This window comes from Arthrobacter sp. NPDC057259, from assembly GCF_042668995.1.
In the GTDB taxonomy this organism is placed as follows: domain Bacteria; phylum Actinomycetota; class Actinomycetes; order Actinomycetales; family Micrococcaceae; genus Arthrobacter.
In genome coordinates this window covers 80,485-105,262 of sequence record NZ_JBHUYA010000006.1, presented here as the reverse complement: position 1 = coordinate 105,262, position 24,778 = coordinate 80,485, and the positions used below count along the sequence as shown (strand labels likewise).

Annotated in this window: 27 protein-coding genes; 14 read left to right on the top strand and 13 right to left on the bottom strand. The window is 70.4% G+C overall.

Annotation, left to right across the window (positions count from 1 at the left end):
- Positions 1-6: 6 nt before the first annotated feature.
- From ACFUCU_RS11330 to ACFUCU_RS11315, 4 genes are all read right to left on the bottom strand, one after another.
- Entirely contained in the window at positions 7-753 is a 747-nt protein-coding gene (locus ACFUCU_RS11330; RefSeq protein WP_364136364.1) for a hypothetical protein, read from the bottom strand.
- Positions 750-1,298: an RNA polymerase sigma factor gene (locus ACFUCU_RS11325; protein WP_364136362.1), complete on the bottom strand. Its 549-nt coding sequence runs from the start codon at positions 1,296-1,298 to the stop codon at positions 750-752. The genes ACFUCU_RS11330 and ACFUCU_RS11325 overlap by 4 nt, the downstream gene beginning before the upstream one ends.
- A 90-nt stretch (positions 1,299-1,388) precedes the next feature.
- A complete protein-coding gene (locus tag ACFUCU_RS11320; protein ID WP_364136360.1) occupies positions 1,389-1,856 on the bottom strand; it encodes a hypothetical protein in 468 nt (155 codons plus the stop codon).
- Between the two features lie 430 nt (positions 1,857-2,286).
- Positions 2,287-3,576, bottom strand: a complete 1,290-nt coding sequence (locus ACFUCU_RS11315) for an adenylosuccinate synthase (RefSeq protein ID WP_377972656.1) — start codon at positions 3,574-3,576, stop codon at positions 2,287-2,289.
- A gap of 363 nt (positions 3,577-3,939) precedes the next feature.
- Here ACFUCU_RS11315 and ACFUCU_RS11310 point away from each other — a divergent pair, with 363 nt between their 5' ends.
- Positions 3,940-5,160 carry a cobalamin-independent methionine synthase II family protein gene (locus tag ACFUCU_RS11310; protein WP_377972654.1) on the top strand — a complete coding sequence of 407 codons (1,221 nt, stop codon included), beginning with the start codon at positions 3,940-3,942 and terminating at the stop codon, positions 5,158-5,160.
- A gap of 160 nt (positions 5,161-5,320) precedes the next feature.
- A complete protein-coding gene (locus tag ACFUCU_RS11305; RefSeq protein WP_364136354.1) occupies positions 5,321-5,950 on the top strand; it encodes a uracil-DNA glycosylase in 630 nt (209 codons plus the stop codon).
- A gap of 147 nt (positions 5,951-6,097) precedes the next feature.
- Here ACFUCU_RS11305 and ACFUCU_RS11300 read toward each other — a convergent pair whose 3' ends face one another.
- Together ACFUCU_RS11300 and fbaA are read right to left on the bottom strand one after the other, a co-directional pair.
- On the bottom strand, positions 6,098-6,523 hold the full coding sequence (locus ACFUCU_RS11300; RefSeq protein WP_364136352.1) for a DUF3151 domain-containing protein: 426 nt from the start codon (positions 6,521-6,523) through the stop codon (positions 6,098-6,100).
- Positions 6,524-6,525: 2 nt separating this feature from the next.
- Positions 6,526-7,545 (bottom strand): class II fructose-bisphosphate aldolase, encoded by a 1,020-nt coding sequence (gene fbaA, locus ACFUCU_RS11295; protein ID WP_290256778.1) that lies wholly within the window; start codon positions 7,543-7,545, stop codon positions 6,526-6,528.
- A 161-nt stretch (positions 7,546-7,706) separates the two neighbouring features.
- On the opposite strand from fbaA, the gene ACFUCU_RS11290 reads away from it, so the two are divergent.
- On the top strand, positions 7,707-8,948 hold the full coding sequence (locus ACFUCU_RS11290; RefSeq protein WP_377972651.1) for an N-acetylglucosamine-6-phosphate deacetylase: 1,242 nt from the start codon (positions 7,707-7,709) through the stop codon (positions 8,946-8,948).
- Between the two features lie 21 nt (positions 8,949-8,969).
- Here ACFUCU_RS11290 and ACFUCU_RS11285 read toward each other — a convergent pair whose 3' ends face one another.
- Positions 8,970-9,632, bottom strand: coding sequence for a TrmH family RNA methyltransferase (locus tag ACFUCU_RS11285; RefSeq protein ID WP_377972649.1), 663 nt, complete (start codon positions 9,630-9,632; stop codon positions 8,970-8,972).
- A gap of 52 nt (positions 9,633-9,684) precedes the next feature.
- Here ACFUCU_RS11285 and ACFUCU_RS11280 point away from each other — a divergent pair, with 52 nt between their 5' ends.
- Entirely contained in the window at positions 9,685-10,548 is an 864-nt protein-coding gene (locus ACFUCU_RS11280; protein ID WP_290256781.1) for an HAD-IIA family hydrolase, read from the top strand.
- 4 nt (positions 10,549-10,552) lie between these two features.
- Here the strand turns inward: ACFUCU_RS11280 and ACFUCU_RS11275 are convergent, their stop codons facing one another.
- From ACFUCU_RS11275 to pyrE, 4 genes are all read right to left on the bottom strand, one after another.
- The gene (locus ACFUCU_RS11275; RefSeq protein WP_377972648.1) at positions 10,553-11,590 is read right to left on the bottom strand and encodes a thioesterase domain-containing protein; all 1,038 of its coding nucleotides are present in this window, start codon (positions 11,588-11,590) and stop codon (positions 10,553-10,555) included.
- An 87-nt stretch (positions 11,591-11,677) separates the two neighbouring features.
- Positions 11,678-12,220, bottom strand: a complete 543-nt coding sequence (locus ACFUCU_RS11270) for a hypothetical protein (protein WP_290256783.1) — start codon at positions 12,218-12,220, stop codon at positions 11,678-11,680.
- Positions 12,221-12,304: 84 nt separating this feature from the next.
- Positions 12,305-13,078: a GAF and ANTAR domain-containing protein gene (locus ACFUCU_RS11265; RefSeq protein WP_377972646.1), complete on the bottom strand. Its 774-nt coding sequence runs from the start codon at positions 13,076-13,078 to the stop codon at positions 12,305-12,307.
- A 107-nt stretch (positions 13,079-13,185) separates the two neighbouring features.
- A complete protein-coding gene (pyrE, locus tag ACFUCU_RS11260; protein WP_364136340.1) occupies positions 13,186-13,770 on the bottom strand; it encodes an orotate phosphoribosyltransferase in 585 nt (194 codons plus the stop codon).
- A gap of 156 nt (positions 13,771-13,926) precedes the next feature.
- Between pyrE and acsA the strand changes: the two genes are divergently transcribed.
- The 9 genes from acsA (at position 13,927) to ACFUCU_RS11215 (ending at position 21,559) form a co-directional block, all read left to right on the top strand.
- Positions 13,927-15,750 carry an acetate--CoA ligase gene (gene acsA, locus ACFUCU_RS11255; RefSeq protein ID WP_377972645.1) on the top strand — a complete coding sequence of 608 codons (1,824 nt, stop codon included), beginning with the start codon at positions 13,927-13,929 and terminating at the stop codon, positions 15,748-15,750.
- Positions 15,747-16,745 (top strand): pyruvate dehydrogenase (acetyl-transferring) E1 component subunit alpha, encoded by a 999-nt coding sequence (gene pdhA / locus ACFUCU_RS11250; protein ID WP_377972644.1) that lies wholly within the window; start codon positions 15,747-15,749, stop codon positions 16,743-16,745. Before acsA ends, pdhA begins: the two co-directional genes overlap by 4 nt.
- Complete coding sequence (locus tag ACFUCU_RS11245) at positions 16,742-17,722, top strand: alpha-ketoacid dehydrogenase subunit beta (RefSeq protein ID WP_377972643.1); 981 nt, start codon at positions 16,742-16,744, stop codon at positions 17,720-17,722. Before pdhA ends, ACFUCU_RS11245 begins: the two co-directional genes overlap by 4 nt.
- A 7-nt stretch (positions 17,723-17,729) precedes the next feature.
- Positions 17,730-19,157 carry a 2-oxo acid dehydrogenase subunit E2 gene (locus tag ACFUCU_RS11240; RefSeq protein ID WP_377972642.1) on the top strand — a complete coding sequence of 476 codons (1,428 nt, stop codon included), beginning with the start codon at positions 17,730-17,732 and terminating at the stop codon, positions 19,155-19,157.
- Positions 19,158-19,180: 23 nt separating this feature from the next.
- Positions 19,181-19,423: a phosphopantetheine-binding protein gene (locus ACFUCU_RS11235; RefSeq protein WP_364136330.1), complete on the top strand. Its 243-nt coding sequence runs from the start codon at positions 19,181-19,183 to the stop codon at positions 19,421-19,423.
- An 18-nt stretch (positions 19,424-19,441) separates the two neighbouring features.
- Positions 19,442-19,714, top strand: coding sequence for an SHOCT domain-containing protein (locus ACFUCU_RS11230; protein WP_377972640.1), 273 nt, complete (start codon positions 19,442-19,444; stop codon positions 19,712-19,714).
- On the top strand, positions 19,711-20,292 hold the full coding sequence (locus tag ACFUCU_RS11225) for a sulfocyanin-like copper-binding protein (protein ID WP_377972638.1): 582 nt from the start codon (positions 19,711-19,713) through the stop codon (positions 20,290-20,292). Before ACFUCU_RS11230 ends, ACFUCU_RS11225 begins: the two co-directional genes overlap by 4 nt.
- A 70-nt stretch (positions 20,293-20,362) precedes the next feature.
- Positions 20,363-20,803 (top strand): DUF6153 family protein, encoded by a 441-nt coding sequence (locus ACFUCU_RS11220; RefSeq protein WP_377972876.1) that lies wholly within the window; start codon positions 20,363-20,365, stop codon positions 20,801-20,803.
- Positions 20,804-20,932: 129 nt separating this feature from the next.
- Positions 20,933-21,559 (top strand): DUF305 domain-containing protein, encoded by a 627-nt coding sequence (locus tag ACFUCU_RS11215; RefSeq protein ID WP_377972637.1) that lies wholly within the window; start codon positions 20,933-20,935, stop codon positions 21,557-21,559.
- Between the two features lie 3 nt (positions 21,560-21,562).
- On the opposite strand, the gene ACFUCU_RS11210 is transcribed toward ACFUCU_RS11215, so the two are convergent.
- Positions 21,563-22,816, bottom strand: a complete 1,254-nt coding sequence (locus ACFUCU_RS11210; protein ID WP_377972636.1) for an FAD-dependent oxidoreductase — start codon at positions 22,814-22,816, stop codon at positions 21,563-21,565.
- A 207-nt stretch (positions 22,817-23,023) separates the two neighbouring features.
- On the opposite strand from ACFUCU_RS11210, the gene nadE reads away from it, so the two are divergent.
- On the top strand, positions 23,024-23,848 hold the full coding sequence (nadE, locus tag ACFUCU_RS11205) for an ammonia-dependent NAD(+) synthetase (protein WP_377972635.1): 825 nt from the start codon (positions 23,024-23,026) through the stop codon (positions 23,846-23,848).
- 4 nt (positions 23,849-23,852) lie between these two features.
- Here the strand turns inward: nadE and ACFUCU_RS11200 are convergent, their stop codons facing one another.
- The gene (locus ACFUCU_RS11200) at positions 23,853-24,626 is read right to left on the bottom strand and encodes an IclR family transcriptional regulator (RefSeq protein ID WP_377972633.1); all 774 of its coding nucleotides are present in this window, start codon (positions 24,624-24,626) and stop codon (positions 23,853-23,855) included.
- Between the last annotated feature and the right edge of the window lie 152 nt (positions 24,627-24,778).

The following is a 24,778-nucleotide window of genomic DNA, read 5'->3' as shown; positions in this document are numbered from 1 at the left end:
CCGGGATCAGCGCTGCCCCGTCCCGTCCGGAACCTCGGGGATGGCCGGGACGGTGGGCAGCGGGCTGACCGGGATGCCCCGGCCGTCGGCGCCGGGGACCACGGGCGTAACCGGCCGCTGCGGCGGGGTCGGCAGCACGCCGGTCCGGCCGACGTCGCGGCCGAGGCCCGGCTGCGTGGCCGAAGTGCTGGGCCGGACCGGTTCGGGGACCGCGCCCGGAGCCGTTGCCTGCAGGGTCGGTGCCGTGACCGTGCCGGCCGGCGCGGGGGCCGGTGCCGGAAGCGCCGGCAGGTCCGACGGCGACGGGCGGACCGACGACGGAGCGGGGGCCGGGGCGTTGCCGGCGGGCTGGAAAATACTGCCCACGGTGTGGCCGACGCTGTCGCGGAAGTCCTGGCTGGCGGCGGCCACGGCACCCGCACCGAGGGTCATGGCACCGACGACGGCGCCGCCCACCAAAGCCATCCGGCGCCGGTTTCCCCGGCTGCGGCGGTGTGCCGCCAGGCTGGCAACGCCCGCGGGGAGCGGGGGCTCCTCGACGGAGGAGGCGGATTCTTCGGAAGAGGCGGCTGCTGCGGGGGCGCCGGCGGCGAGCAGGGCCGCGAGGTCGGCCCGCGGGGCGGGGGCCTGGTCCGGGACCAGGGCCTGGAGGTTTTCCAGGGCGCCGCGGAGTTCGGCGGCAGATTCCAGGCCGGCATCACGGAGCACCGCCTGGATGCTGCCATCCTGCTGGGGTTTGCGGGTGCCGGTCATGATGCTGCGTGGTCCTTTTCTGTTACCAGTTCGCGCAGGGCACTGAGCCCGCGCCGCTGAAGCTGTTTGATGGCACCCGGGCTCTTGCCCATGATGCTGGCCACCTCGTCGATGGCGAGGTCCGCGACGATCCGCAGGACCAGGACTTCCCGTTGCTCCTCGTTGAGCAGGGAGAGTGTGTGGGTCAGGCCCCCGAGCGATCCGAGTGCCTCGTCCTCCGCGGAGACCGTGTGCCGGTCATCCGTCAGGGGGTCGTAAGGGGTGTGGTGCGGGGCCCGCTCCGAGCGGCGGTAGTGGTCCACCAGGCGGGCGTGGGCCACGGAGAAGATAAAGGTCCGCAGCCCCTTGTGGCCGCCGGTGACGCCGCCGAGCCGGGGCAGGATGTCCACGAACACGTCCTGGGTGAGGGCCTCGGCATCGTCGACGCCCTTGGCCCGGAAGTAGCCCAGCACTGCCGGGGACATCACGGTGTAAACGGCGCTGAATCCTGACGGGTCGCCAGCCAAGGCGGCTGACAGTTCGTCATCGCTCAGCTGGTCTGCCAAGAGGCTTTCCTTCCGTTTACTGCTGTGGGGTGCGGCCCCCAAGATCTTAGCGGCCGCACCCCGTCACCTCCGAAAGGAGATGGGCAGTGCTTACTTCTTCACCTGCGGGACATCCACCGACGGGACGGCCGGGACGGCCGGGGTAGCCGGGAGGTCCTTGGCACCCGGGACGGCCGGGGTGGCCACGGTGACGCCGGCGTGGGCCTGGGCCTCTGCGGCGCCCTTGGCGTTGGCGGCGCCGTCGACGGTCACGCCGTCCTTGTCGGCGGAGACGGAGCCCTCGGCGGACTCGTCGGCACCCTTGACGGAGGCGTCGCCCTTGGCGGCACCGTCAACGGCGGGGGCGGACGGCACAGCCGGAACGGCCGGGGTAGCCGGAACGGCGGGCAGCGACGGGGTCGCCGGAACGGCCGGGGTGGCGGGCGTAGCGTTGCTCACTTCAGCCTGCTGGGTGTTCGAGACCTGGGCCGCGTTGGCCAGGCCGATTCCGGAGAAGCCTCCGACCGCGAGAATGGCGGCGCCGACAGCAATCTTGGTGGTCTTGCTAACACTCTTCATGAAAATTACATCCTTTGGTTGTGGAGGGCCGGCGGCGCCCGATGGGGGCGGGCGCCCGCCGGCTCTTACAGTTGGGATCCCGTCGGCACCTGATGGGGGCAGGTGCCCGTCGGATCCTTCCGGCGAAGCCCGCGGCGCCCGATGGGGGCGGGTGCCGTGCGGTAGCTTCGCGGCCGCGCCGCGGAACGTGGTTGGGGTCCAGGTCCCATGCGGCGCTTACATAGGGGTAATCGCCGGGAGGGCCGAAAAGGTTACGCGGATCCGGAAAATTCTTTTGTTTCTTTTTCCCAGGACCGTTCCGCCGCGGATTTCCGGGGTTTTTCTGGAGTTTTCCAGGGTTGCCCCGGGGTTAAACGGCGACGGCGGCGCCCCACCGTTCCGGGCGGGACGCCGCCGTCGGGCGCTCGAAGGGCGTTAGCCCTTAATCAGGTCAGTCGTTGATCAGATCGTTGACCACGATCGTCTGGTCGCGGTCCGGGCCGACGCCGATCGCGGAGAACCGGGTGCCGGAGAGCTTCTCGAGCGCCAGCACGTAGTTGCGGGCGTTCTCCGGCAGGTCGTCCAGGGTGCGGGCGCCGGTAATGTCCTCGGTCCAGCCGGCGAAGTACTCGAAGATCGGCTTCGCGTGGTGGAACTCGGTCTGGGTCATCGGCATCTCATCGTGCCGGACGCCGTCGACGTCGTAGGCCACGCAGACCGGGATCTGCTCGATGCCGGTGAGCACGTCCAGCTTGGTGACGAAGTAGTCGGTGAAGCCGTTGACGCGGGAGGCGTGCCGGGCCAGCACGGCGTCGTACCAGCCGCAGCGGCGCGGGCGGCCGGTGTTGACGCCGAACTCACCGCCGGTCTTCTGCAGGTAGACGCCCATCTCGTCGAACAGCTCGGTGGGGAACGGTCCGGCGCCGACGCGCGTGGTGTACGCCTTGATGATGCCGATCGAGCGGGAAATCCGGGTGGGGCCGATGCCCGAGCCCACGGACGCGCCTCCGGCGGTCGGGTTGGAGGAGGTCACGAACGGGTAGGTGCCGTGGTCGACGTCGAGGAACGTGGCCTGGCCGCCCTCCATGAGGACCACCTTGCCCTCGTCCAGCGCCGTGTTCAGCAGGAAGGTGCTGTCCACGACCAAGGGGCGGAGGCGCTCGGCGAAGGAGAGGAAGTAGTCCACGATCTCGTCCACCTCGATGTCGCGGCGGTTGTAGACCTTGACCAGCAGTTCGTTCTTCTGCCGCAGCGAGCCCTCGACCTTCTGGCGCAGGATGGACTCGTCGAAGACGTCCTGGACGCGGATGCCGAGGCGGGCCACCTTGTCCATGTAGGCCGGGCCGATGCCGCGGCCGGTGGTGCCGATGGCGCGGCTGCCGAGGAACCGCTCGGTGACCTTGTCCAGCACCTGGTGGTAGGGCGCCACGAGGTGGGCGTTGGCGGAGACACGCAGCCGGGACGTGTCCGCCCCGCGGGCCTCAAGCCCGTCGATCTCTTGGAACAGGGCCTCGAGGTTCACCACGCAGCCATTGCCGATCACCGGGATGGCGTTGGGGCTGAGGATGCCGGCAGGAAGGAGCTTCAGCTCGTACTTCTCACCGCCTACGACGACGGTATGGCCGGCGTTGTTGCCGCCGTTGGGCTTGACGACGTAGTCGACGCGGCCGCCGAGAAGGTCGGTGGCTTTACCTTTGCCCTCGTCGCCCCACTGGGCTCCGACGATCACGATTGCTGGCATGGGATCCTCCCCCATTCGTTCGGGCCGTGCTTCGGTCCACCAGGTGGTTCCGCAGTCCGGCACCGTTCATGAGAATGCCCCGACTCTACCGCTGCGGGCAGTCAGGGGCTCTTACCACCCAAGTTTAGCCGACGACGGAGCCGGGGGCGCGTTTTCGGCCGCCACCACGGGCCCGTGACACATTATGGGCATGACTTGCGGGCGGAGCACGGGTGGAATGTAGTGGGAGTGACCATCCCGAGCGGCCGAGGGACCTGGACCGTTGACGCCGCAGCAACCCCGCCGGACCCGGACCGCCCCCAGGGCGGCTGCCGCGGCCGGCCACGGTGCTACCGCCAGGACCGATGGAAAGGAAACCGAGCCATGACCCCTACCTCCGCCCAGAACACCGACCACATCCGCGTCACCCACGCCGGGTCCTTGCCCCGCACCCCGGAGCTGATCGCCGCGAACGAGGCCAAGGAAAAGGACGGGATTACCCCCGAGTTCCTGGACCTGCTGGAAACCTCGGTCAAGGACGTGGTGCAGCGCCAGAGCGATCTGGGCATCGACATCGCCAACGACGGTGAATACGGCCACACTATGTCCAGTTCCGTGGACTACGGCGCCTGGTGGAACTACTCCTTCTCGCGCCTCGGCGGCCTGGAACCGACCAATGTGGACCGCTGGGCCGACGCCCAGGTGCACCGCTCCTCACCGGGCCACATCGTCCTGACGTCTTTCCCGGACCGCCGGGACCGGCAGAAGTTCAACGAGGCCTACAACGACCCGTCCTCGGGCATCCTCTCGCACCGCAAGTCGGTCACCCAGCCCAAGATTGCCGGTCCACTGACCTACACGGGCCAGGACCTGGTGGCCTCCGACGTCGCCAACCTCAAGACCGGCCTCGCCGCGGCAGGCCTGACGGAGGGCTTCGTCGCCTCCCTCTCCCCCGGGTCCTGCGCCCGGGTGGCCAACGAGTACTACCAGAGCGACGAGGAACTGCTCTACGCCTGCGCGGACGCCATGCGCGAGGAGTACAAGGCCATCATTGACGCCGGCCTGACCGTCCAGCTGGACGACCCGTCGCTGGCCGAGAGCTGGGACCAGATCAACCCCGAGCCCAGCCTGGAGGACTACCTGAAGTTCATCCAACTGCGGGTGGAGGCCACCAACTGGGCGCTCCGGGACCTGCCGCAGGAGCAGATCCGGTTGCACGTCTGCTGGGGTTCCTGGCACGGCCCGCACACCACGGACATCCCGTTCCGGGACATCGTCGGCTCGGTGCTGCAGGTCAACGCCGGCGCGTACTCCTTCGAGGCTGCCAATGTCCGGCACGAGCACGAGTGGCGGGTCTGGGAGGACACCAAGCTTCCCGAGGGCAAGTCGATCATCCCCGGGGTCGTCTCCCACGCCACCAACGTCGTCGAGCACCCGGACCTGGTGGCGGACCGGATCGTGCGGTTCGCCGAACTGGTGGGCCGGGAGAACGTGATTGCCTCCACGGACTGCGGCCTCGGCGGCCGCGTCCACCCGCAGATCGCCTTCGCCAAGCTTGAGGCGCTGGGTGAGGGAGCACGGCGGGCCACCAAGCGACTTTGGTGACCGGCGGCCGGCCGGCGGGATCTTGGTAGACTGGTAACGGCCGGACAGGTTTCCGGCCCACACCACATTTCCACACCACATCGGCCGCGGCGCGCCTTCCTTTAGCGCGCCCGCGGCCGGTCTGGCGGCGTTACCAATCCCGCAGGAGACCCAGCACCACATGACAGCCCTGGCCACTGAAAATTTCCGCGAACAGCTCTTTAACCGCCGCTACGAGGCCAATGTCGCCCCGGTCAACGAGCTGTGCGACGCCCTCCAGACCGCCAAGGCCGGCACCACCGTCCCCTACGTCGATCCCGCCCACGACGTGGACGAATGCCGCATCGTGAGCCTGTTCTCCAACATCGGCACCGCGGACCCGTCCGGGTTCATCACCGCCGGCGATTCCGACGCCGCCACCCGCCTGCTGGGCATCCAGTGGAAGCTGGGCCTGCGCCCCGAGTTCGTGATGCCGTGGAATGTCCACCCGTGGCACGTCGAGGGCGAGCCCAACGGCAAATTCACCCCGGACCAGATCGCCGCCGGACTCAAGCCGCTGCTGAAGTTCCTGGCCCTGGTCCCCCGCGCCTCCGTGATCGTCGCCCACGGCACCGAGGCCAACCGGCTGGCCAACCTGCTGCTGAAGACCGAGGTGCCGATGATCTGGCGCCGCGGCCTGAAGACCTACAAGGTGCGTTCGCTCAGCGGCCGCGCCTTCGCCGGCACCCCTGCACGGCAGGAGCAGTACCTTGAGGACATGCGCGTTGCCTACGCGGACGCGATGGCCCGCACCGGCCTGGCGAAGGCCTGATCGTCCCCACCCGCTCCCTAACCTCGCAAGCTCGGCCAGGGAACCCTGCGGGCGTGGGCCCAGATTAAACCGCGACGGCGGGTGTCCACCTTTCGGTGGGAACCCGCCGTCGTCGTCTGGTCCCGGGTCAGCCGGGGCGGCGCAGCGTCAGCCGCGCGCCTCGATGGCGGCCTTGGCCGTGGGATCGGACTCGGCCAGGAACTTCTCGATCCGCTCCGGCTCCTCGGCCTCACCGATCGCGGCGGAGGCCCGGCCGAGCGAGTACAGGGCCCGCAGGAAGCCCTGGTTCGGCTCGTGCTCCCACGGGATCGGGCCGGCGCCGCGCCAGCCGTTGCGCCGGAGGGCGTCCAGGCCGCGGTGGTAGCCTACGCGGGAGTAGGCGTAGGAATCGATGGTCCGGCCCTCTTTCCACGCTTCCTCGGCCAGCACGGCCCAGAGCAGCGAGGACGTCGGGTGCTTCTCCACCAGGTCCAGGGCCTCGTGCCCGGCCTCCAGGCCCGCGGTGACCTCGGTCTCGGCGGGCAGGAGGGTGGGTTCGGGGCCCAGCAGGTTCTTCCGGAATTCGTCCGACACGGTTAGAACGTCTTGCCGGTGGAGCCGAGCTGCTGGGCGGCTTCGACCACGCGGGCGGCCAGGCCGGCCTCGGCGGAGGCGCCCCAGACGCGGGGGTCGTACATCTTCTTGTTGCCGACCTCGCCGTCGATCTTCAGGACGCCGTCGTAGTTGCGGAACATGTGGTCCACCACCGGGCGGGTGTAGGCGTACTGGGTGTCGGTGTCGATGTTCATCTTGATCACGCCGTAGGAGACCGCGTCGGCGATTTCCTTCTCGGAGGATCCGGAGCCGCCGTGGAAGACCAGGTCGAACGGGTTGGCCTTGCCGATCTTGGCGCCCACCTGCTCCTGGATGTCCTTGAGGATCTCCGGGCGCAGCTTCACGCCGCCGGGCTTGTACACGCCGTGCACGTTGCCGAAGGTCAGGGCGGTGATGTAGCGGCCGTTCTCGCCGGCGCCAAGGGCGTCGATCGTGGCGAGGGCGTCCTCAACCGTGGTGTAGAGCTTGTCGTTGATGGCGTTCTCGACGCCGTCTTCCTCGCCGCCGACCGTGCCGATCTCGACCTCGAGGATCATCTTGGCGGCCGCGGTGCGGGCCAGCAGGTCACGGGCGATCTTGAGGTTCTCCTGCAGGGTTTCGGCGGAGCCGTCCCACATGTGGGAGTTGAAGAGCGGGTTGCGGCCGGCCTTGACCTCGGCCTCGGAGGCGGCCAGCAGCGGCAGGACGAAGCCGTCCAGCTTGTCCTTGGGGCAGTGGTCCGTGTGCAGGGCGATGTTGACGCCGTAGTTCTTGGCGACCTCGCGGGCGAATGCGGCGAAGCCCAGGGAGCCAGCCACCATGTCCTTGGTGGAGGCGCCGGACCAGTAGGCGGCACCGCCGGTGGAGACCTGGACGATGCCGTCGGACTCGGCCTCGGCGAAGCCGCGGAGGGCGGCGTTCAGGGTCTGGGAGGAGGTCACGTTGACGGCGGGGAAAGCAAAACCGCCCGTCTTCGCGCGGTCGATCATCTCGGAGTAAATCTCTGGGGTTGCAATGGGCATGCTGACTCCTTAGGTGAATTTCGTCTGCGGGCTGGGCTGACCCCTGGGGTGAACCTCGTCGGCTACGCACCATCCTAGCCATTCCCGCCGGACGGCAGTGGTTCCGCTCACTCCCGGTTGTAACACTGCCCCCGGACCGGAGCGGATAGGGTGGCAGCATCATGCCCGGCCAGCCCACCCGCATCATCCACTCGGCCCGCCTCGTCTCCGGCGGGTCCATCACCGCTGACGCCTGGGTGGCGTTCGCCGGGACCGCGGTCGCGGCCGTCGGGTCCGGGGACGGTTGGCGGGAGCTGGTGCCGAAGGCCGGCGGCGCCCTTTCCGACAACGGGGCCGGGGACGGTCTTGATGCTCCGGGCGCCGGGTGCGCCGTCACGGACGCGGCCGGCCGCTGGCTGACGCCGGGTTTCATCGACCTGCACTGCCACGGCGGGGGCGGCGCCGCGTTCGACGCCGGGGCCGGCGACGGCGGGGCGGCCGCGATCGGCCGGGCCCTGGCCACCCACCACCGGCACGGCACCACCCGACTGGTCCTCTCCCTCGTCACCGCAGCCAGGCCGGACCTGGAAGCCCGGCTCGCCGCAGTCGCCGACGCGGCCGAAACAGACCCGCTCATCCTGGGCGCCCACCTGGAGGGCCCCTTCCTCGCCGACACATTCCGCGGCGCCCACGACCCCGCCCTGCTCCGCGCCCCGGGCCCGGAGGACGTCGCTGCGCTGCTGGCGGCGGGACGCGGCACGCTCCGGCAGTGGACCCTCGCCCCGGAACTTCCCGGCGCCATGGCGGCCCTCCGCACCCTGCTGGACGCCGGCGTCGCGGTCGCCGTCGGACACACCGCCGCCGGGTACGACGCCGCCCTCGCCGCGTTCGACGCCGGCGCTTCCATCCTCACGCACGCCTTCAACGCGATGCCGGGGCTGCACCACCGCGAGCCCGGGCCCGTTGCCGCGGCGTTCCGCTCCCCCGGCGTGACCCTTGAGGTGATCAATGACGGCGTCCACGTCCACCCGGAGATGGTGCGGCTGGCCTTCACCGGAGCCCCCGGCCGGGTGGCGCTGGTCAGCGACGCGATGGCCGCCGCCGGCGCCGCGGACGGTAGCTACGGGCTGGGCACGCTGCCCGTCACGGTGCGCGGCGGCGTGGCGCGACTGGCCGGGACCGGGGACGCGGAGGGCCCCATCGCCGGGTCCACCCTGACGCTTGACGAGGCCCTGCGCCGGGCGGTGCGGGACGCGGGCATCCCGCTGACCGATGCGGTGACGGCGCTGACCGGGACGCCGGCTCGGGCGATCGGCCGGGGCACGGACCTGGGGCTGCTGGCGCCGGGGTACCAGGCGGACGCGGTCCTGCTGGATGAGGACCTGGCCGTCACGGCGGTGTTCGCCGCGGGCCGGCCGATCTAAAGAACGGTCCTTACTGCCGGCCTAGCCCGTGACCTGGTTGAAGACGTGCCGGCGGATCCAGGCGTGCATCGCGATCGCGGCGGCCGAGGCGGCGTTGATGGAGCGGGTGGAGCCGAATTGCTCGATGGAGAGGGTGTCCACCGCGGCGGCGTGCACCTCGGGGGTCAGGCCGGGACCCTCCTGGCCGAACACCAGCACGCAGTCGCGCGGGAGTTCGTAGGTTTCCAGCGGCACCGAGTCCGGGAAGATGTCGATCCCGATGATCGCGAGGTTCTCCCCCTGCGCCCACGCCACGAAGTCCTCCACCGTGGGATGGTGGCGGACGTGCTGGTAACGGTCGGTGACCATGGCGCCGCGCCGGTTCCACCGCCGTCGTCCGATGATGTGCACCTCCTTGGCCAGGAAGGCGTTCGCCGTCCGGACCACGGTGCCGATGTTCATGTCGTGCTGCCAGTTTTCGATGGCGATGTGGAAGTTGTGGCGGCGCGAGTCCAGCTCTGCGACGATCGCCTCGTGCTTCCAGTACCGGTACTTGTCCAGGACGTTGCGGCGGTCCCCGTCGGCCAGCAGGTCCGGGTCCCAGTGGTCCCCCTCGGGCAGCGACCCGGTCCAGGGCCCGACGCCGATCTCCGGTTCCTGCCCGGGTTCAGGCTCTGCTGCTGGCGTTACTTCTGGCTGGGTCACTCCTCAACATTAGACTGGGAGCAGTAGCGGAACACTATCGGCGGAGGGCACCATGGCGGAGCAGTCAGAGCACCACTCAGAGCAGCGGCAGGACGCGGACGAGACCCGTTCCACCGCGTCGGTGTACCGCAGCGGCCAGGACATCGAGTGCTGGCTGACGGACATGGACGGCGTGCTGGTGCACGAGAACCAGCCCATCCCCGGCGCGGCCGAACTGATCCAGCGCTGGGTGGACACCTCCCGGCGCTTCCTGGTGCTGACCAACAACTCGATCTTCACTCCGCGCGACCTCGCCGCCCGGCTGCGCAGCTCCGGCCTGGAGATCCCCGAGGAGAACATCTGGACCTCGGCGCTGGCCACGGCCCAGTTCCTCAAGGACCAGGTCCGCGGCTCCGACTCCGGCAACCGCGCCTACACGATCGGCGAGGCGGGCCTGACGACGGCGCTGCACGAGGCGGGCTTCATCCTCACCGACCAGGATCCGGACTTCGTGGTGCTCGGCGAGACCCGCACCTATTCCTTCGAGGCCATCACCATGGCCATCCGGCTGATCCTGGGCGGGGCACGGTTCATCGCCACCAACCCGGACGCCACCGGCCCCTCCAAGGACGGCCCCATGCCGGCCACCGGGGCGATCGCCGCCCTGATCACCAAGGCCACCGGCCGGGAACCCTACATTGTCGGCAAGCCGAACCCCATGATGTTCCGATCCGCGATGAACCAGATCGACGCCCACTCGGAGACCACGGCCATGATCGGGGACCGGATGGACACGGACATCATCGCCGGCATGGAGGCGGGCCTGCACACGGTGCTGGTGCTCAGCGGCATCACCCACAAGGACGACATCGCCGCCTACCCGTTCCGGCCCAACCAGATCCTGAACTCGGTGGCGGACCTCAAGAACCAGATCTAGGCCGCTAGAACGCCACCTTCCGGCCGCCGCCGGCCGGAAGGGGCAGGATCTGGTCCTGGAGCTGCTCGACCAGCTGCTTGTAGATCCCCGGGTTCCACTGGGGGCTGGCGTGGGCCGGCCGGGCGCCGTCGGTCTGCAGCGAGTCGGAGACCATGTTGCCCGCGAACCGCAGCATCCAGGAGTCCCGGGCCGTCTCGTAGCTGACGGTCTGGTCCGCCGGGTTGCCAATGAACGCCATCCTGGCGTCGCCGAGCTTGCCCACAAACCGGCCCGGATCGAAGTGGTAGATGTAGGCGGACTCGCTCTGGATCAGGACGCTGGACGGCGCGATCGGGGAAAGCTGCTCGAGTGTCTGGTCAACGATCTGGCCCCAAGTGCGCTCGTGTTTGTTGAGCACCCGTTCGCCGAGCTCGTAGCCGCCGCGCAGCACCGTGGGGAACCGGACGCCGCTCTCGTAGAGGAACACCACGCCCTCGAACCAGCTCTGGTCCAGCACGTCGCTGCGGGTTGCGGGGCTGGAGTCCAGCAGGATGAAGGCCACCTTGACGCCGTGCAGTTCAAGCAGCCGGGCGGCCACCTGCACGGCGACCATCCCGCCGAAGCTGTGGCCGTAAAAGTAAAGGGTCTCCAGCTTGTGGGCGCGCACGTGCTCGATCACGGCGATCACGATCTTGTCGATCTCCAGGCCCACGTTGGAGTAGCCGACGGCGGCCAGCTGGCCGCGTTTGTTCATGGCGCCACGCAGGGAGTTCAGGATCCACTGGGCCTCCTCCCAGCTGGTCTTGAAGCCCGGGAAGAGGATCCAGCTGGCGCGCGGGTAGTAGCGTTCGGCGACGTCGTCGGGCACGGTCAGGATCTTGTTCACCCGGCGCTCGGCCTGGACGCGGCGGGTGAAGAGCATGTCCGCGGCGAGGAGTCCCGCGGTGCCGGCGCCGATCAGGAAGTTCCGCCGGGAGAACCGTTCCAGTTCGGCGGCGTGCCGGAGGAGCCGGGCATCCGCCTTCGCGGTTCCGCCCTCCGTCACTTCGGTCTCACGCGGCACACCACAACCGTAACCACTCCGGTGGCCACGGGAAAATGCGCCGATCTAGGGTGTAGGGGGCCGCCGGGTCCGGGGCGCCCGGACAGGTCAGAGGGTTTCGGTTTCGCGGTCGAATTCGCGGCGGGACATCTCGAACCGGATGTCCTCGTAGTGGGCCAGCAGCTCGGAGGCGGCGCCGCGGGCGGGATCGTCGAGCTTGCTGAAGGCGTCGTCCGAGGCCGCCAGCAGTTCGGCGTCCGAGTACCGGCCCAGCGGACGGATTTTGGCGGCGTGGAAGTCGCCGGCGGCGAAGTCCAGGTCCTCGAAGACGCTGCCGGACGCGTCGGCTGAGCACTGCAGTTCCAGCGAGACCCCGGCGGAAAGGGGCGGCGCGCCGGAGAGGTCCAGCTGGCGGCTCTGGCCGTCGATGGCGTTGAGGTCGTGGCGCAGGCCGGCGAGGGCGGCGGATTCGACGAAGGGCGAGCGGGAGAGATCCACGCGGATGTGCCAGGTGAAACCGGAGCGGCGGATGCGCTGGATCAGCTGCAGGAGGGCCGGACGGGTTTCGCGGTTAAGGGTGCCAATAACATCGATCCGGACGATGTCGAGACCGACGTCGAGCTTTACGTGAGCGTTCAGGGATTGGTCCATAGGTACTCCAAAGAAGGTATCTTTGGCCGACGGCTCAACCTCGCCCAGACTATCGGCCGAATACTAGCGGCACAAGTTCCCGGATCAGCCCGCGGCTTGCCGGCCCGGCTCCTGATAGTGGGTCCGGGTGCCGGAACCGCCCACGGACTTCACCAGCGAGGTCGCCACCTCACGGAGTTTGATGTTCCCGTGGTTGGAGGCGTCCGTCAGGATCCGCACCGCGGTCTCCTGGTCGCAGCGGTTCTGGGCCATGACGATGCCGATGGCCATGTCGATCACCGTGCGGGACTCCAGGGTGGCGCGCAGATTGCTGGCGCTGTCCGCGTGCAGCGAGCAGCGCACGGCCATGCGCAGCGCCTGGCTGATCTGCCGGGTGTAGTGGCGGGCCTTGTCGGCTGCCTCGCCGTCGAACTTGTGCGGGACGTCGGAGTACAGGTTCAGCGCCGCCTGCGCCTCGCCCTGCAGGTGGAACGGGACGGAGAGCACCGAGCGCAGGCCGAACGAGGCGACGGCGTCGGCGTACTCGGGGCCCCAGCGCTCCTCGTCCAGCAGATCGGGGACGTAGACCTCGCGTTCCTCCTGCGCCGCCGTCAGGCAGGGACCCTGGGCCAGCCGGTACTGGATCTCGTCGATCGCCCGGGCGTCGTCGCTGCTCCAGCCGATCGTGGCGGCCTTCCGGTCGCGCAGCAGGGTGATTCCGCAGAGCGCGTCCTCGCCGTCGCCGGCGACCTGGTGTGCGGAGAACCGCGCCAGGTCGTTCAGGAACTCCTCGAAGTCGCTGCTGTCGAGGATGAGGTCCTGGACCTGGTCCACCAGCGTTCCAGGGTCGGTTTCGGTGTGGTCATGGGATGGGAGCATGGGCGGTGTTCTCCGGCTGCAGGCGCCGGGATGCCGGCGCGGGTGTTGAGGAAATGATAAGTCGGACCCCAAACCCGGTCCAGAGGATTCCGCTGCAGGGAAAACCCTTAGTCCAGGCCCAGTTCGTCCTTGCCGAAGGCAAACAGGTAGGGCACGCCGGCCTCGGCCTCGATCTTTTCCTTGGCACCGGTGGCCCGGTCCACGATCACGGCGACGGCCACCACGTTGCCGCCGGCCTTCCGTACGCCCTCGACCGCGGTCAGCGCGGAGCCGCCGGTGGTGGAGGTGTCCTCCAGGACCAGGACATTGCGGCCCTCCACGGAGGGGCCTTCCACCTGGCGGCCCATGCCGTAGGACTTCTGCGCCTTGCGGACCACGAACGCGTCCACCGGGCGGCCGGCGTCGACGGCGGCGTGCATCACCGCGGTGCCCACAGGGTCTGCGCCCATGGTCAGGCCGCCGGCGCATTCGAAGTCGATGCCGGCGTCGTCGAGCAGGGACAGCATGACCTGGCCCACCAGGCGGGAGGCCTCATGGTGCAGGGTGATGCGGCGCAGGTCGATGTAGTAGTCGGCCTCGGCGCCGCTGGAGAGGATGACCTTGCCGCGGACGACGGCGAGTTCCTTGATCAGTTCCAGGAGGCGGGCGCGGGCGGCGGCGGCGTCGGCCGCGGTGTCAGTGGAGGCTGTCATGGCACCCAGTTTAGTGGCAGTACAGGCTCGGACGTGCCGCCCCGACCGGCCCCACGCGGCGCCGCTCGGCCCCCGCATTGTCCGCTCCCGGCCCCCGCTCTGGCGCCGGGACTAACGGCTCTTGGCACCGGCGGGGAGCGGGCGTCCGATGTAACCATGACGGCAGGAACCGCGTCCTCGCTCCGCTGGCCGGCCATCGGGAAAGATCCCGACAGCTTCCGGGTCCGCCCCCATCTGGCCGATTACGATGCCGCCCGCGCCGCGTTCAGCTGGGACGAGGCCCGGCGGCAGCTCTCGGGGCTGCCGGGCGGCCGGGGCCTGAACATCGCGTACGAGGCGGCGGACCGGCACGTGGCGGCCGGGCTCGGCGGCCGGGAGGCGCTGCGGTTCATCCGGGCCGACGGCGGCGCCCACGCGCTGACCTACGCGGACCTGGCCGAGCGGAGCAACCGGTTCGCCGCGGCACTGCGGGGACTCGGCGTCGGCCGCGGCGAGCGCGTCTTCTCACTCCTGGGCCGCAGCCCCGCCCTCTATACCGCCATGCTGGGCACGTTCAAGAACGCCAGCGTCTTCTGCCCCCTGTTCTCCGCGTTCGGCCCCGAACCGGTGCGGCAACGCCTGCAGCTGGGCGGCGCCCGCGCCCTGGTCACCACCCGGGCGCTGTACCGGCGGAAGATCGCCCCGCAGCGGGACGCACTGCCGGAGCTGCGGCACGTCCTGCTCGCTGACGCGGACGGCCACCCGGAACCGGGCACGCTGGACCTGGCCGCGCTGCTGGCGGAGGCGCCCGCGGACGAGGAGATCGCCGCCACGCAGCCGGAGGACATGGCGCTGCTGCACTTCACCTCCGGGACCACCGGAACGCCCAAGGGTGCCATCCACGTCCACGACGCCGTCACCGCTCACCACGCCACCGGCACCTTCGCCCTGGACCTGCACCCGGAGGACATCTACTGGTGCACCGCGGACCCGGGCTGGGTCACCGGCACCTCTTACGGTGTCCTGGCCCCGCTCAGCCACGGCGTGACCAGCATTGTGGACGAGGAGGAAATGGACGCGGACCGCTGGTACCGGATCCTCGCCGGCGAGCGCGTCTCGGTCTGGTACACGGCGCCCACGGCCCTGCGGATGCTGATGAAGGCCGGGGCGGAGCGCGCCGCCGGCCATGACCGGTCCGCGCTGCGGTTCGTCGCCAGCGTGGGCGAGCCGCTGAACCCGGAGGTGGTCCTCTGGGGCCGGGAAGCCTTCGGCCAGCCCGTGCACGACAACTGGTGGCAGACCGAGACCGGCGGGATCATGATCGCCAACTTCGCCGCGACGGAGATCCGGCCCGGGTCGATGGGGCGGCCGCTGCCGGGCATCGAGGCGGCCCTGGTGGTCCGGGACGAGGCGGACAGGCCGGTGGTCCGGGACGGGGCCGCGGTGCTGGTCACGGACCCGGACACCATGGGCGAACTGGCGCTGCGGCCGGGCTGGCCCTCAATGTTCCGCGGCTACCTGAACGAGGAGGAGCGCTACCGGAAGTGCTTCGCCGGCGGCTGGTACCTCACCGGCGACCTGGCCCGGCGCGACGCCGACGGCTACTACTGGTTCGTGGGCCGCGGCGACGACGTGATCAAGTCCTCCGGGCACCTGATCGGCCCCTTCGAGGTGGAGAGCTCGCTGATGGAGCACGACGCCGTCGCCGAGGCGGGGGTGATCGGCGTCCCGGACCCGGTGGCCGGGGAGGTGGTGAAGGCGTTCGTGGAGCTCCGCCCCGGCGTCGAACCCTCCGAGGAGCTGCGGCTGGACATCATCGCCTTCGCCCGGAAGCGGCTGGGGCCGGCCGTGGCGCCGCGGCTGCTGGACTTCACCACGGCGCTGCCGAAGACCCGCAGCGGCAAAATCCTCCGCCGGCTGCTGAAGGCCCGCGAGCTGGGCCTGCCGGAGGGCGACACCTCCACCATCGAGTCCGGTCCGGCGTCCAGGGACCCGGCGTGAGCGGCCCGGACGCCGTGGAGCTGCTGCGGCAGATGCTCCGGGTGCGCCGGCTCGAGGAGAAATGCGTCGAGCTCTACAGTGCCGCCAAGATCCGCGGGTTCCTGCACGTCTACATCGGCGAGGAGGCGGTGGCCGCCGGGGTGCTGTCCGCGCTGGGTCCGGAGGACGCCGTCGTCGCCACCTACCGCGAGCACGGCCATGCCCTCCTGCGCGGGGTGTCCGCCGGCGCCATCCTGGCCGAGATGTACGGCAACGTCGAGGGCTGCTGCCGGGGCCGGGGCGGGTCCATGCACCTGTTCGACGCCGCCACCCGTTTCTACGGCGGCAACGCGATCGTGGCCGGCGGACTGCCGCTCGCGGTGGGCCTGGCGCTCGCGGACAAGCTGGCCGGCCGGCCCCGCGTCACCGCCTGCTTCTTCGGCGAGGGCGCCGTCGCGGAGGGCGAATTCCACGAAAGCATGAACCTCGCGGCGCTCTGGCAGCTGCCGGTGCTGTTCTGCTGCGAGAACAACCTCTATGCGATGGGCACCGCGCTGGGCCGCTCCGAGTCGCAGACGGACATCGCACTCAAGGCCGCCGGCTACGAGATGGCCGCTTGGGCGGTGGACGGGATGGACGTGCTGGCGGTGGAGGACACCGCCCGCCGCGCGGTGGACGCGGTCCGGGCCGGCGGCGGGCCGCACTTCCTGGAGCTGCGCACCTACCGGTTCCGGGCCCACTCGATGTTCGACCCGGAACGCTACCGGGACAAGGCCGAGGTGGCGCGGTGGCAGGAGCGGGACCCGATCGCACTGTTGCGCACCTCGCTGGCGGGTTCCGGCGATCTTTCCGACGCGGACTGGGAGCAGCTCCAGGCCGACGCCGACGCCGAGATCGCAGCCGGCGTCGCGTTCGCGGAGGCCGGGACCCCCGAACCGGTCGCGGGCCTGGAACGGTTTGTCTACAGCGAGGCCGGCGCTTCCGGGAGTTCCGGCGCCGCCGGGAGCCGGCCATGAAGTCCAGCTACCGGGAGGCCCTCCGCGCCGGAATCCGGGACGCGCTGCAGCGGGACAGTCGGGTGTTCCTGATGGGTGAGGATGTGGGCGCGTACGGCGGTTCGTTCGCCGTCAGCCTGGGCCTGCTGGAGGAGTTCGGGCCGGAGCGCATCCGGGACACCCCGCTCTCCGAGTCCGGGTTCGTCGGCGCCGGGATCGGGGCGGCCCTGGGCGGGATGCGTCCGATCGTCGAGATCATGACGGTCAACTTCAGCCTGCTGGCCCTGGACCAGTTGATGAACAACGCCGCCTCGCTGCTGCACATGTCCGGCGGGCAGTTCCACGTCCCGCTGGTGGTCCGGATGACCACCGGGGCGGGCCGGCAGCTCGGCGCCCAGCACTCGCACAGCCTCGAGGGCTGGTACGCGCACATCCCGGGGCTGCGGATCCTCGCCCCCGCCACCCTGGAGGACGCCCGCGGGATGCTCTGGACCGCACTGCAGGACCCGGATCCGGTGCTGATCTTCGAACACGGCTCCCTCTACAACGTCCAGGGCGAGCTCGCCGAGGATGCCGGCGCCGTCGACATCACCACCGCCGCGATCCGCCGGCCCGGCACCGACATCACCCTCATCACCTACGGCGGGACGCTGCCGCTGACCCTGGAGGCCGCGGACCGGCTCGCCGGGGACGGGATCGACGCCGAGGTGCTGGACCTGCGCACCCTCCGCCCGCTGGACGAGGCCACCATCCTCGCCGCCGTGCGCCGGACCCGCCGCGCCGTCGTCGTCGATGAGGGTTGGCGCAGCGGCAGCATCTCCGCGGAGATCTGCGCCCGGCTTGGCGAGCAGCTTTTCTACGAGCTCGACGCCCCGGTGGCCCGGGTGTGCAGCGCCGAGGTGCCCATCCCGTACTCAAAGCATCTGGAACTGGCGGCCCTCCCCTCGGCCGAGCGGGTGGTGGCGGCCGCGCAAGGGGCGGTGGGGGCGCGTGGGTGACTTCCTGATGCCTTCCCTGGGGGCGGACATGGACCACGGGAAGATCGTCGAATGGCTGGTCAAGCCCGGGGACTACGTCCGCCGCGGCGACCTGGTGGCCGTGGTGGACACGGACAAGACCGTCATGGACATCGAGTCCTTCCAGGAGGGGGTGGTGGCGGAGCTGCTGGTGGGGCTGAATCAGACCGTGCCGGTGGGAACACCGGTGGCACGGATCACCCAGACCCCGGCCGAGGTCCCCGGGCCGACGCCGGAGACTCCCCCGGCGTCCGTTGCCCGGACTGGCGCTGTGGTACCACCGCCGGCCCCGGCACCGGTCGCGCCGCCGGTCCGGCACCTGGCCCACCGGCTCGGCGTGGACACGGACCGGATCCACGGCACCGGCCGCCTCGGCGCCATCACCCGGGCCGACGTCGAACACGCCGCAGCGGCAAGACCCGGCCCTACCCGAGCTACGGCCGGCCCGCCGGAGCAGGGCCAGGCGGAAACGGGCACGGTGGAACCGAGCCGGGTGCGCGCGGCGCCTCGCGCCCGCCGCCTGGCCGCGGAGCTCGGCGTCGACCTTTCCAGGCTCGCCGGGACCGGCCCGGACGGCGCCATCACCGCCCAAGACATTCAACGCGCCGTCCAAGCGCGGCAGACACCGCCCGCTGCTCCACTGGCGGAGCCGCCCGCGGCGCCCGCCGCTCCCGAACAAGGCGGACAGCGACAAACCGTGCCGGAGCCGGCCGCCTCCGCACAGGTCGGCACCGAAACCCCGGCGACGGACCGGACCGCCGCGCTCCGGCGGGCGATCGGTTCGCTGATGTCACGCTCCAAACAGACCATCCCGCACTACTACCTCAGTGCCACGCTGGACCTGCGCGCGGCCATGGACTGGATGCAGCACGTCAACGCGCAGCGGCCCGTTGCCGCCCGGCTGGTCCCGTCCGCGCTGCTGCTCAAGGCCGCGGCGCTCGCCGCCCGGGACGTACCGGAGGTCAACGGCTTCTATGTCGACGACGAATTCCGGCGCAGCCCCGCGGTTCACCTGGGCGTGGCGGTGGCCCTGCGGCAGGGCGGCCTGGTGGCGCCGGCACTGCACGACGCGGACACCCTCACCCTGGACGAACTGATGGCCCAGCTGCGCGACCTGGTGGGCAGGGCCCGGGCCGGGCGGCTGCAGCGGGCCGAAATGGCGGACCCCACGCTCACCGTTACCAACCTGGGCGACCTCGGCGTCGACAGCGTCTTCGGCGTGATCTACCCGCCGCAGGTGGCGCTGCTGGGCCTCGGCCGGGTGCAGGAACAGCCGTGGGCGGAGAACGGGATGCTGGGCGTGCGGCACGCGGTGACCGCCACCCTCTCGGCCGACCACCGGGTCAGCGACGGCCTTCGCGGCGGCCGCTACCTGGCCCGGATAGGGGAACTGCTGCAAACGCCCGAAGAGCTTTGACCACGAGCGGGAACGGAGAGGCCATGAACGAACAGGACGCCCGGGAGGCGGTCCGCGCGGCGTTGCGGAAGGTGGCGCCCGACGTCGAACTGGACGACGTCGACGGCGGCGCACGGCTGCGCCAGGACCTGGAGCTGGACTCGCTGGACTTCCTCCGGCTGGTGGAAGTGATCGACACGGACACCGGGGTGGACATCCCCGAGCGCGACTACCCGGCCGTCGCCACGGTGGACGGACTGGTCGGCTACCTCGGCAGCCACGGGTAGGGATAGAGAGGCACTGTCATGATGAATGGTTGGTACGGAAACGGGTGGGGCCTCGGCGGCTGGATCGTCGTGGCCTTGCTGATGCTGATTTTCTGGGGCGGCGTGATCACGGTAGTGGTGCTCCTCCTGCGGCGGCCCCATCACCCCGGCCACGGCTTCCCGGAGCGCGGCTTCCCGGAACAGCCCGCGCACGATGACGCCGAGCGGATCCTCAACGAGCGCTTCGCCCGAGGGGAAATCGACGAGCAGGAACTCACCGCGCGGAGGGCGGCCCTGAGGCGCCGGGAGTGAGCGGGCTCTCCCGGCGGGGCCAGAACCTTGTGGCGGGCGCCGCCGTCGTCCTCTTGACCGTGCTGAGCCTCTTGGCCGTCGGACTCCTGGGCACCCCGGCCGGCCCCGGTCCCGGCGTCGGCCCCGGCGGGCGGCCCGCGGCCGGGTGCACCGTCCCGGCCCTGACCGGAACCCAGGTCAACGTCACGTTGACGAACATGGGCGGACCGGTCATGCGCCCGCGGAACGGCATGATGGGCGGGGCGATGCGGCTGCGGGCGGACCGCGGCACCGTCACCCACGGCACGGTCTCCTTCCTGGTGACCAACGCCGGGAACATCAGCCACGAGATGGTGATCCTCCCCCTGCCCGACAACCAGGTCCCCGGAACCCGTCCGGTCGGGCCGGACGGCACCATCGACGAAAGCGGCAGCCTCGGGGAGGTCTCCGCCAGCTGCTCCGAAGGCTCCGGTGACGGAATCCTGCCCGGCACCTCGGGCTGGGTGACCCTCACTCTGCCACCGGGCCGGTATGAGCTGGCCTGTAACCTCCCCGGCCATTACGAGGCCGGCATGTACACCCAGCTCACCGTCACCTGAGAGCCCGCCCCCAGCGAGATAGCCGCCGGTGGAAAAGGTAGCCTTGGATCAGCAGCTTCCACCAGGAGGGATGATCGCCGTGACCGGACAGGCCGCCAGCATGATGGCCGTCCTGCACCGTGCCCGGATGGTCCTGCTGTCCGTGGCCCTGATGGCCGGCATCCTCGGAATGCACGTCATGTCGCTCGCACCGATGTACGGGCACGGCACCCCGGCGGAGGCCTCCGCCGCCGTCCACAGCGCCGCAGTGCCCGACCACAATCACGGTGGCCAGCAGCAGCCGGGGACTGCGCCGGACGACCATTGCACCGGCCCGCACGGCGGCACCGGCATGCACACCATGGACCCCTCCTGCACTCCTGCCGCGGCGTCGGCGTCTTTCGCGGCCCCGCCGCCAGGCACCGGTGTCGCCATCGCCACCCCGCCGTCCGGCGTCTTCGTGGCGGCCCCGCGCTGGTCCTATCTTCCCGGGAGCCCATCCCCCGGGGACCTTTGCATCAGCCGGACGTAAAGGGAAAGGCCGCGCCGTGAAGCTCCCGGCGCCAGCCCCGCCGGCCACCCGTAGGGCCTGGCCGGCGCGTCAATGACGCGTACCTCTTCCGCGGGCGCCCGAGCGCCCGAAACGATCCGAAGGACCCCGATGAAAACCCAAAAGTACCCTGCCCTGTCCGCCACCGCCGTCGCCGCCGCTCTTGCCCTCGCCGGCTGCGCCTCCGGCTCCAGTACAGGCTCCGCCCCGATGAATTCCATGAACGGCATGGATCACGGAAGTATGTCCGGCAGCGCACCCGCCAGCACCGCGCCAGCCGCCGCGGACCACAACGACGCCGACACGATGTTTACCCAAGGCATGATCCCCCACCACCAGCAGGCCGTGGAGATGAGCGACCTGATGCTGGGCAAGAGCGGCATCCCCGCGCCGGTCAAGGACCTCGCCACCAGGATCAAGGCCGCCCAGGGCCCGGAGATCGCCACCATGACCGGCTGGCTCAAGGGTTGGAACGAGTCCGCCACCATGGCGCCCGGCCACACCATGGAGGGCATGATGGGCGACGACGACCTGAACGGCCTGAAGGCCGCCCAGGGCACCGAAGCGGCCAAGCTGTTCCTAACCCAGATGATCGCTCACCACCAGGGCGCCGTCACGATGGCCAAGACCGAGATCGCCCAAGGGAAGAACGCCGACGCGGTGGCGCTGGCCAAGAGCATCGTCACGGCCCAGGAAGCCGAGATCAAGGAGATGCAGGGCCTGCTGCCGACGCTCTAGGCGCTAGGCCCGGGCCTGCGGGCTTGCCCCGGCGCGGCGCGCGAACGCCGGGGCATGCTCGGGCAGCGGCCCGAAGCCGATCAGCCGTGGCATCAGGCCGCGGATGGCCGGGAGCCGGCGGGCCAGCAGGATCACGATGCCCGGGATCCGGGTCCGTTTCCCGGCCATCACCGGCCCAAAAATCGCCCGGTGCATCAGGCGTTGCGCGGTCTGCACGATCACGGTGGGCGGGCGGCGCCGTCGTTCCACCTTCTCCAGGTCCTCGGCACTGACGGTTCCCCGCAGCAAGGCGGGGGCCAGCAGTTTAGCGGCGGCGACGGCGTCCTGGATGGCGAGATTGATGCCGACGCCGCCCGCCGGGGACATCGCGTGGGCCGCATCGCCGATGCAGAGGAGGCCGTTCAGGTGCCAGGACCGCAGCCGGTCCAGCCGGACGTCCAGCCAGTGCAGGTCATCGAGGGAACCGATGGCATCCACGCGGTCGGCGAGGTCGGGCCGCAGCGCCGCGATCCGCCGTCGGAAGGCCTCCACCCCCTCGACCCGGATCCGCGCGTCCGCTCCCTTGGGGGCCAGGTACGCGATCTGGTAGTAATCGGTGCGGTTGAGGGCGATCAGGGCCTCGCCCGGGCCGAGCGCCGGGATCAGTCCGGCCACCTCGCCGGCTTCCTCGGCGTGGCGCGGGAGCCTGAACCACCAGGTGTCGAAAGGGACGGGAAACTCCACCGGGGCGAGCCCGGCCGCGGCCCGGAGTGCCGAATGCCGGCCGTCGGTCGCAACCACCAGGTCCGCCCGCAGGTCCTCCTCGCCACCGTCCGGCCGGCGCAGGCGGATGCCGCGGACCCGGCCGCCGTCGCGGATCAGGCCGGTGGCGGAGTGGCTCATCAGCAGCGTGAAGCCCGGTTCCTCGGCCGCGGCGGCCGCCAGGAAGTTCAGGAAATCCCACTGCGGCATCATGGCGATGTAGTCGTACGGGGGCTTCAGCAGTCCGAAGTCGCCCAGGGTCACCGGCGGCCCGCCCGGTACCGGCAGGACCACGCTCCGCAGCTTGCTCTGTGGCAGCCGGCGGAACTCCTCACCGAGTCCCAGCTCATCGATCAGCCGGACCGTGGACGGATGGACGGTGTCGCCCCGGAAGTCGCGGAGGAAGTCTGCGTGTTTTTCCACCACCGTCACGCGCACGCCGGCCCGCGCGAGCAACAGGCCCAGCATTAGGCCGGCCGGACCGCCGCCCGCCACCACACATCCCGTGGACTCCATGGCCATACGCTACGCCGGTCCGGACCCGGGCGGCAGTGCCTTAGCGGGAGCATTTCCGCGCCGGTTCCGGACCGCCGCGGCGGAAACGGACCGGGGCACCCCGGGTCTGCGGTGCCCCGGTCCGAAAGCGCCGCGGATACCGCCCCGGGAGCCCAGTTAGCCGGCAACAGTTGAGCCCGGGGGATGCCGCTGACTAGGCTGAGGGACATGCGTGAACTCCAGGCGAAGATCATCGAGGAAATGGGCGTGCAGCCCCGGATCGATCCGGCCGGGGAGGTGCGCAAACGCGTCACGTTCTTGAAGGAATACCTCAAGGCCAGCCACACCAAGGGCTTCGTCCTGGGCATCTCCGGCGGACTCGATTCCTCGCTGGCCGGCCGGCTGGCGCAACTGGCGGTCGAGGAGCTCGAGGCCGAGGGCACGGAGGCCGACTTCGTGGCGGTGCGGCTGCCCTACGGCGTCCAGCACGACGAGGAAGACGCCCAGGCCGCGCTCGACTTCATCAGGGCCAAGACCGAGTGGACCTTCAACATCTCCGCCGCCGTCGACGGCTTCGAGGATGAGTTCGAGAAGACCACCGGCGACGGCATCTCCGACTTCCACAAGGGCAATACCAAGGCCCGCACCCGCATGACCGCCCAGTACGCCCTGGCCGGCGAGCGCAACTATCTGGTGATCGGCACGGACCACGGCGCCGAATCCGTCACAGGGTTCTTCACCAAGTTCGGCGACGGCGGCGCGGACATCCTCCCGCTGTTCGGCCTGAACAAGCGCCAGAACCGGGCCCTGCTGGCCGAACTCGGCGCCCCGGCGCGGATCTGGGAAAAGGTGCCGACGGCGGACCTGCTCGACAACACGCCCGGCCGCGCCGACGAGGACGAGCTGGGCCTGAGCTACGACACGATCGATGACTACCTTGAGGGCCGCGACGTCCCCGAGGCGGCAGCCGAGGCGATCGAGAAGCGCTACCTGCAGACCCGGCACAAGCGGACCGTGCCCGTCTCCATCTTCGACACCTGGTGGAAGCAGTAACCTCCTAGGCGCCCTGGAGCTGCAGTGAGATTCGGTGCGCCTCGTCCAGCAGCAGGCGGCCCAGCTGTTCGCCCCGGTCGCCGCGGAACCGGGGTTCGATGCCGGTCAGGGACAGCGCCCAGGCCGGGCGTCCCCGCCGGTCGAACACGGCCGCGCCCATCCCCCAACTGCCCTCCAGGACCAGCCCCGGATTGACCGAGTAGCCCGTGGACCGGGTCAGCTCCAGGTTGGCCCGGACCCGTTCCTCCGTGTGCCCGGCGGCGAAGCTGCCCGCGTGGGCCTCCCAGTCCGACAGGATCTCCTCCTGCTCCTCGTGCGGCAGGAACGCCATGATGGCCGTCCCGGCGGAGGCCACCCCCAGGGGGAAGCGGACCCCCTCGTGCAGGACGAAGGACCGCACCGGGAAACTGCCCTCCTCCCGGAGCAGGCAGACGGTCTCGGCGCCGCGGCGGATAGAGAAGAAGGCGCTCTCCCCCGTCTCCTCGGCCAGCCGGCGCAGGCTGGGCCGGGCGATGTCCTCCAGCGGGAACCGGGCCGAGGCCACGGACCCAAGAAGCAGGATCTCCGGGCCCAGCACCCAGTGCCCACTGACCGGATCCTGATCCAGCAACCCCTCCGCGGCAAGCGAGCTCAGCAGCCGGTGCACGGTGGGCCGGGTCAGCCCGGACTCGCGGACCAGCTCGGCCAGCCCGGACCCCTCCGGCTTCCGCCCGACGATCCGCAGCAGCGCCGCCACCCGGCTGACCACCTGCGCGCCCTGCACCGGAACAGCACTCATCCGAACCCTCCAACCGCTCAAAAACATCCTAATCATCCACAATATGGACAGCTCACAGCCTACCGTCCACACTGTAGAAGTCCACAGAATTCCGGGAATTTCCCGCGTTGACAGTGTTCCACGCCACACCCTAAGCTCCTTCATCAGGTCGC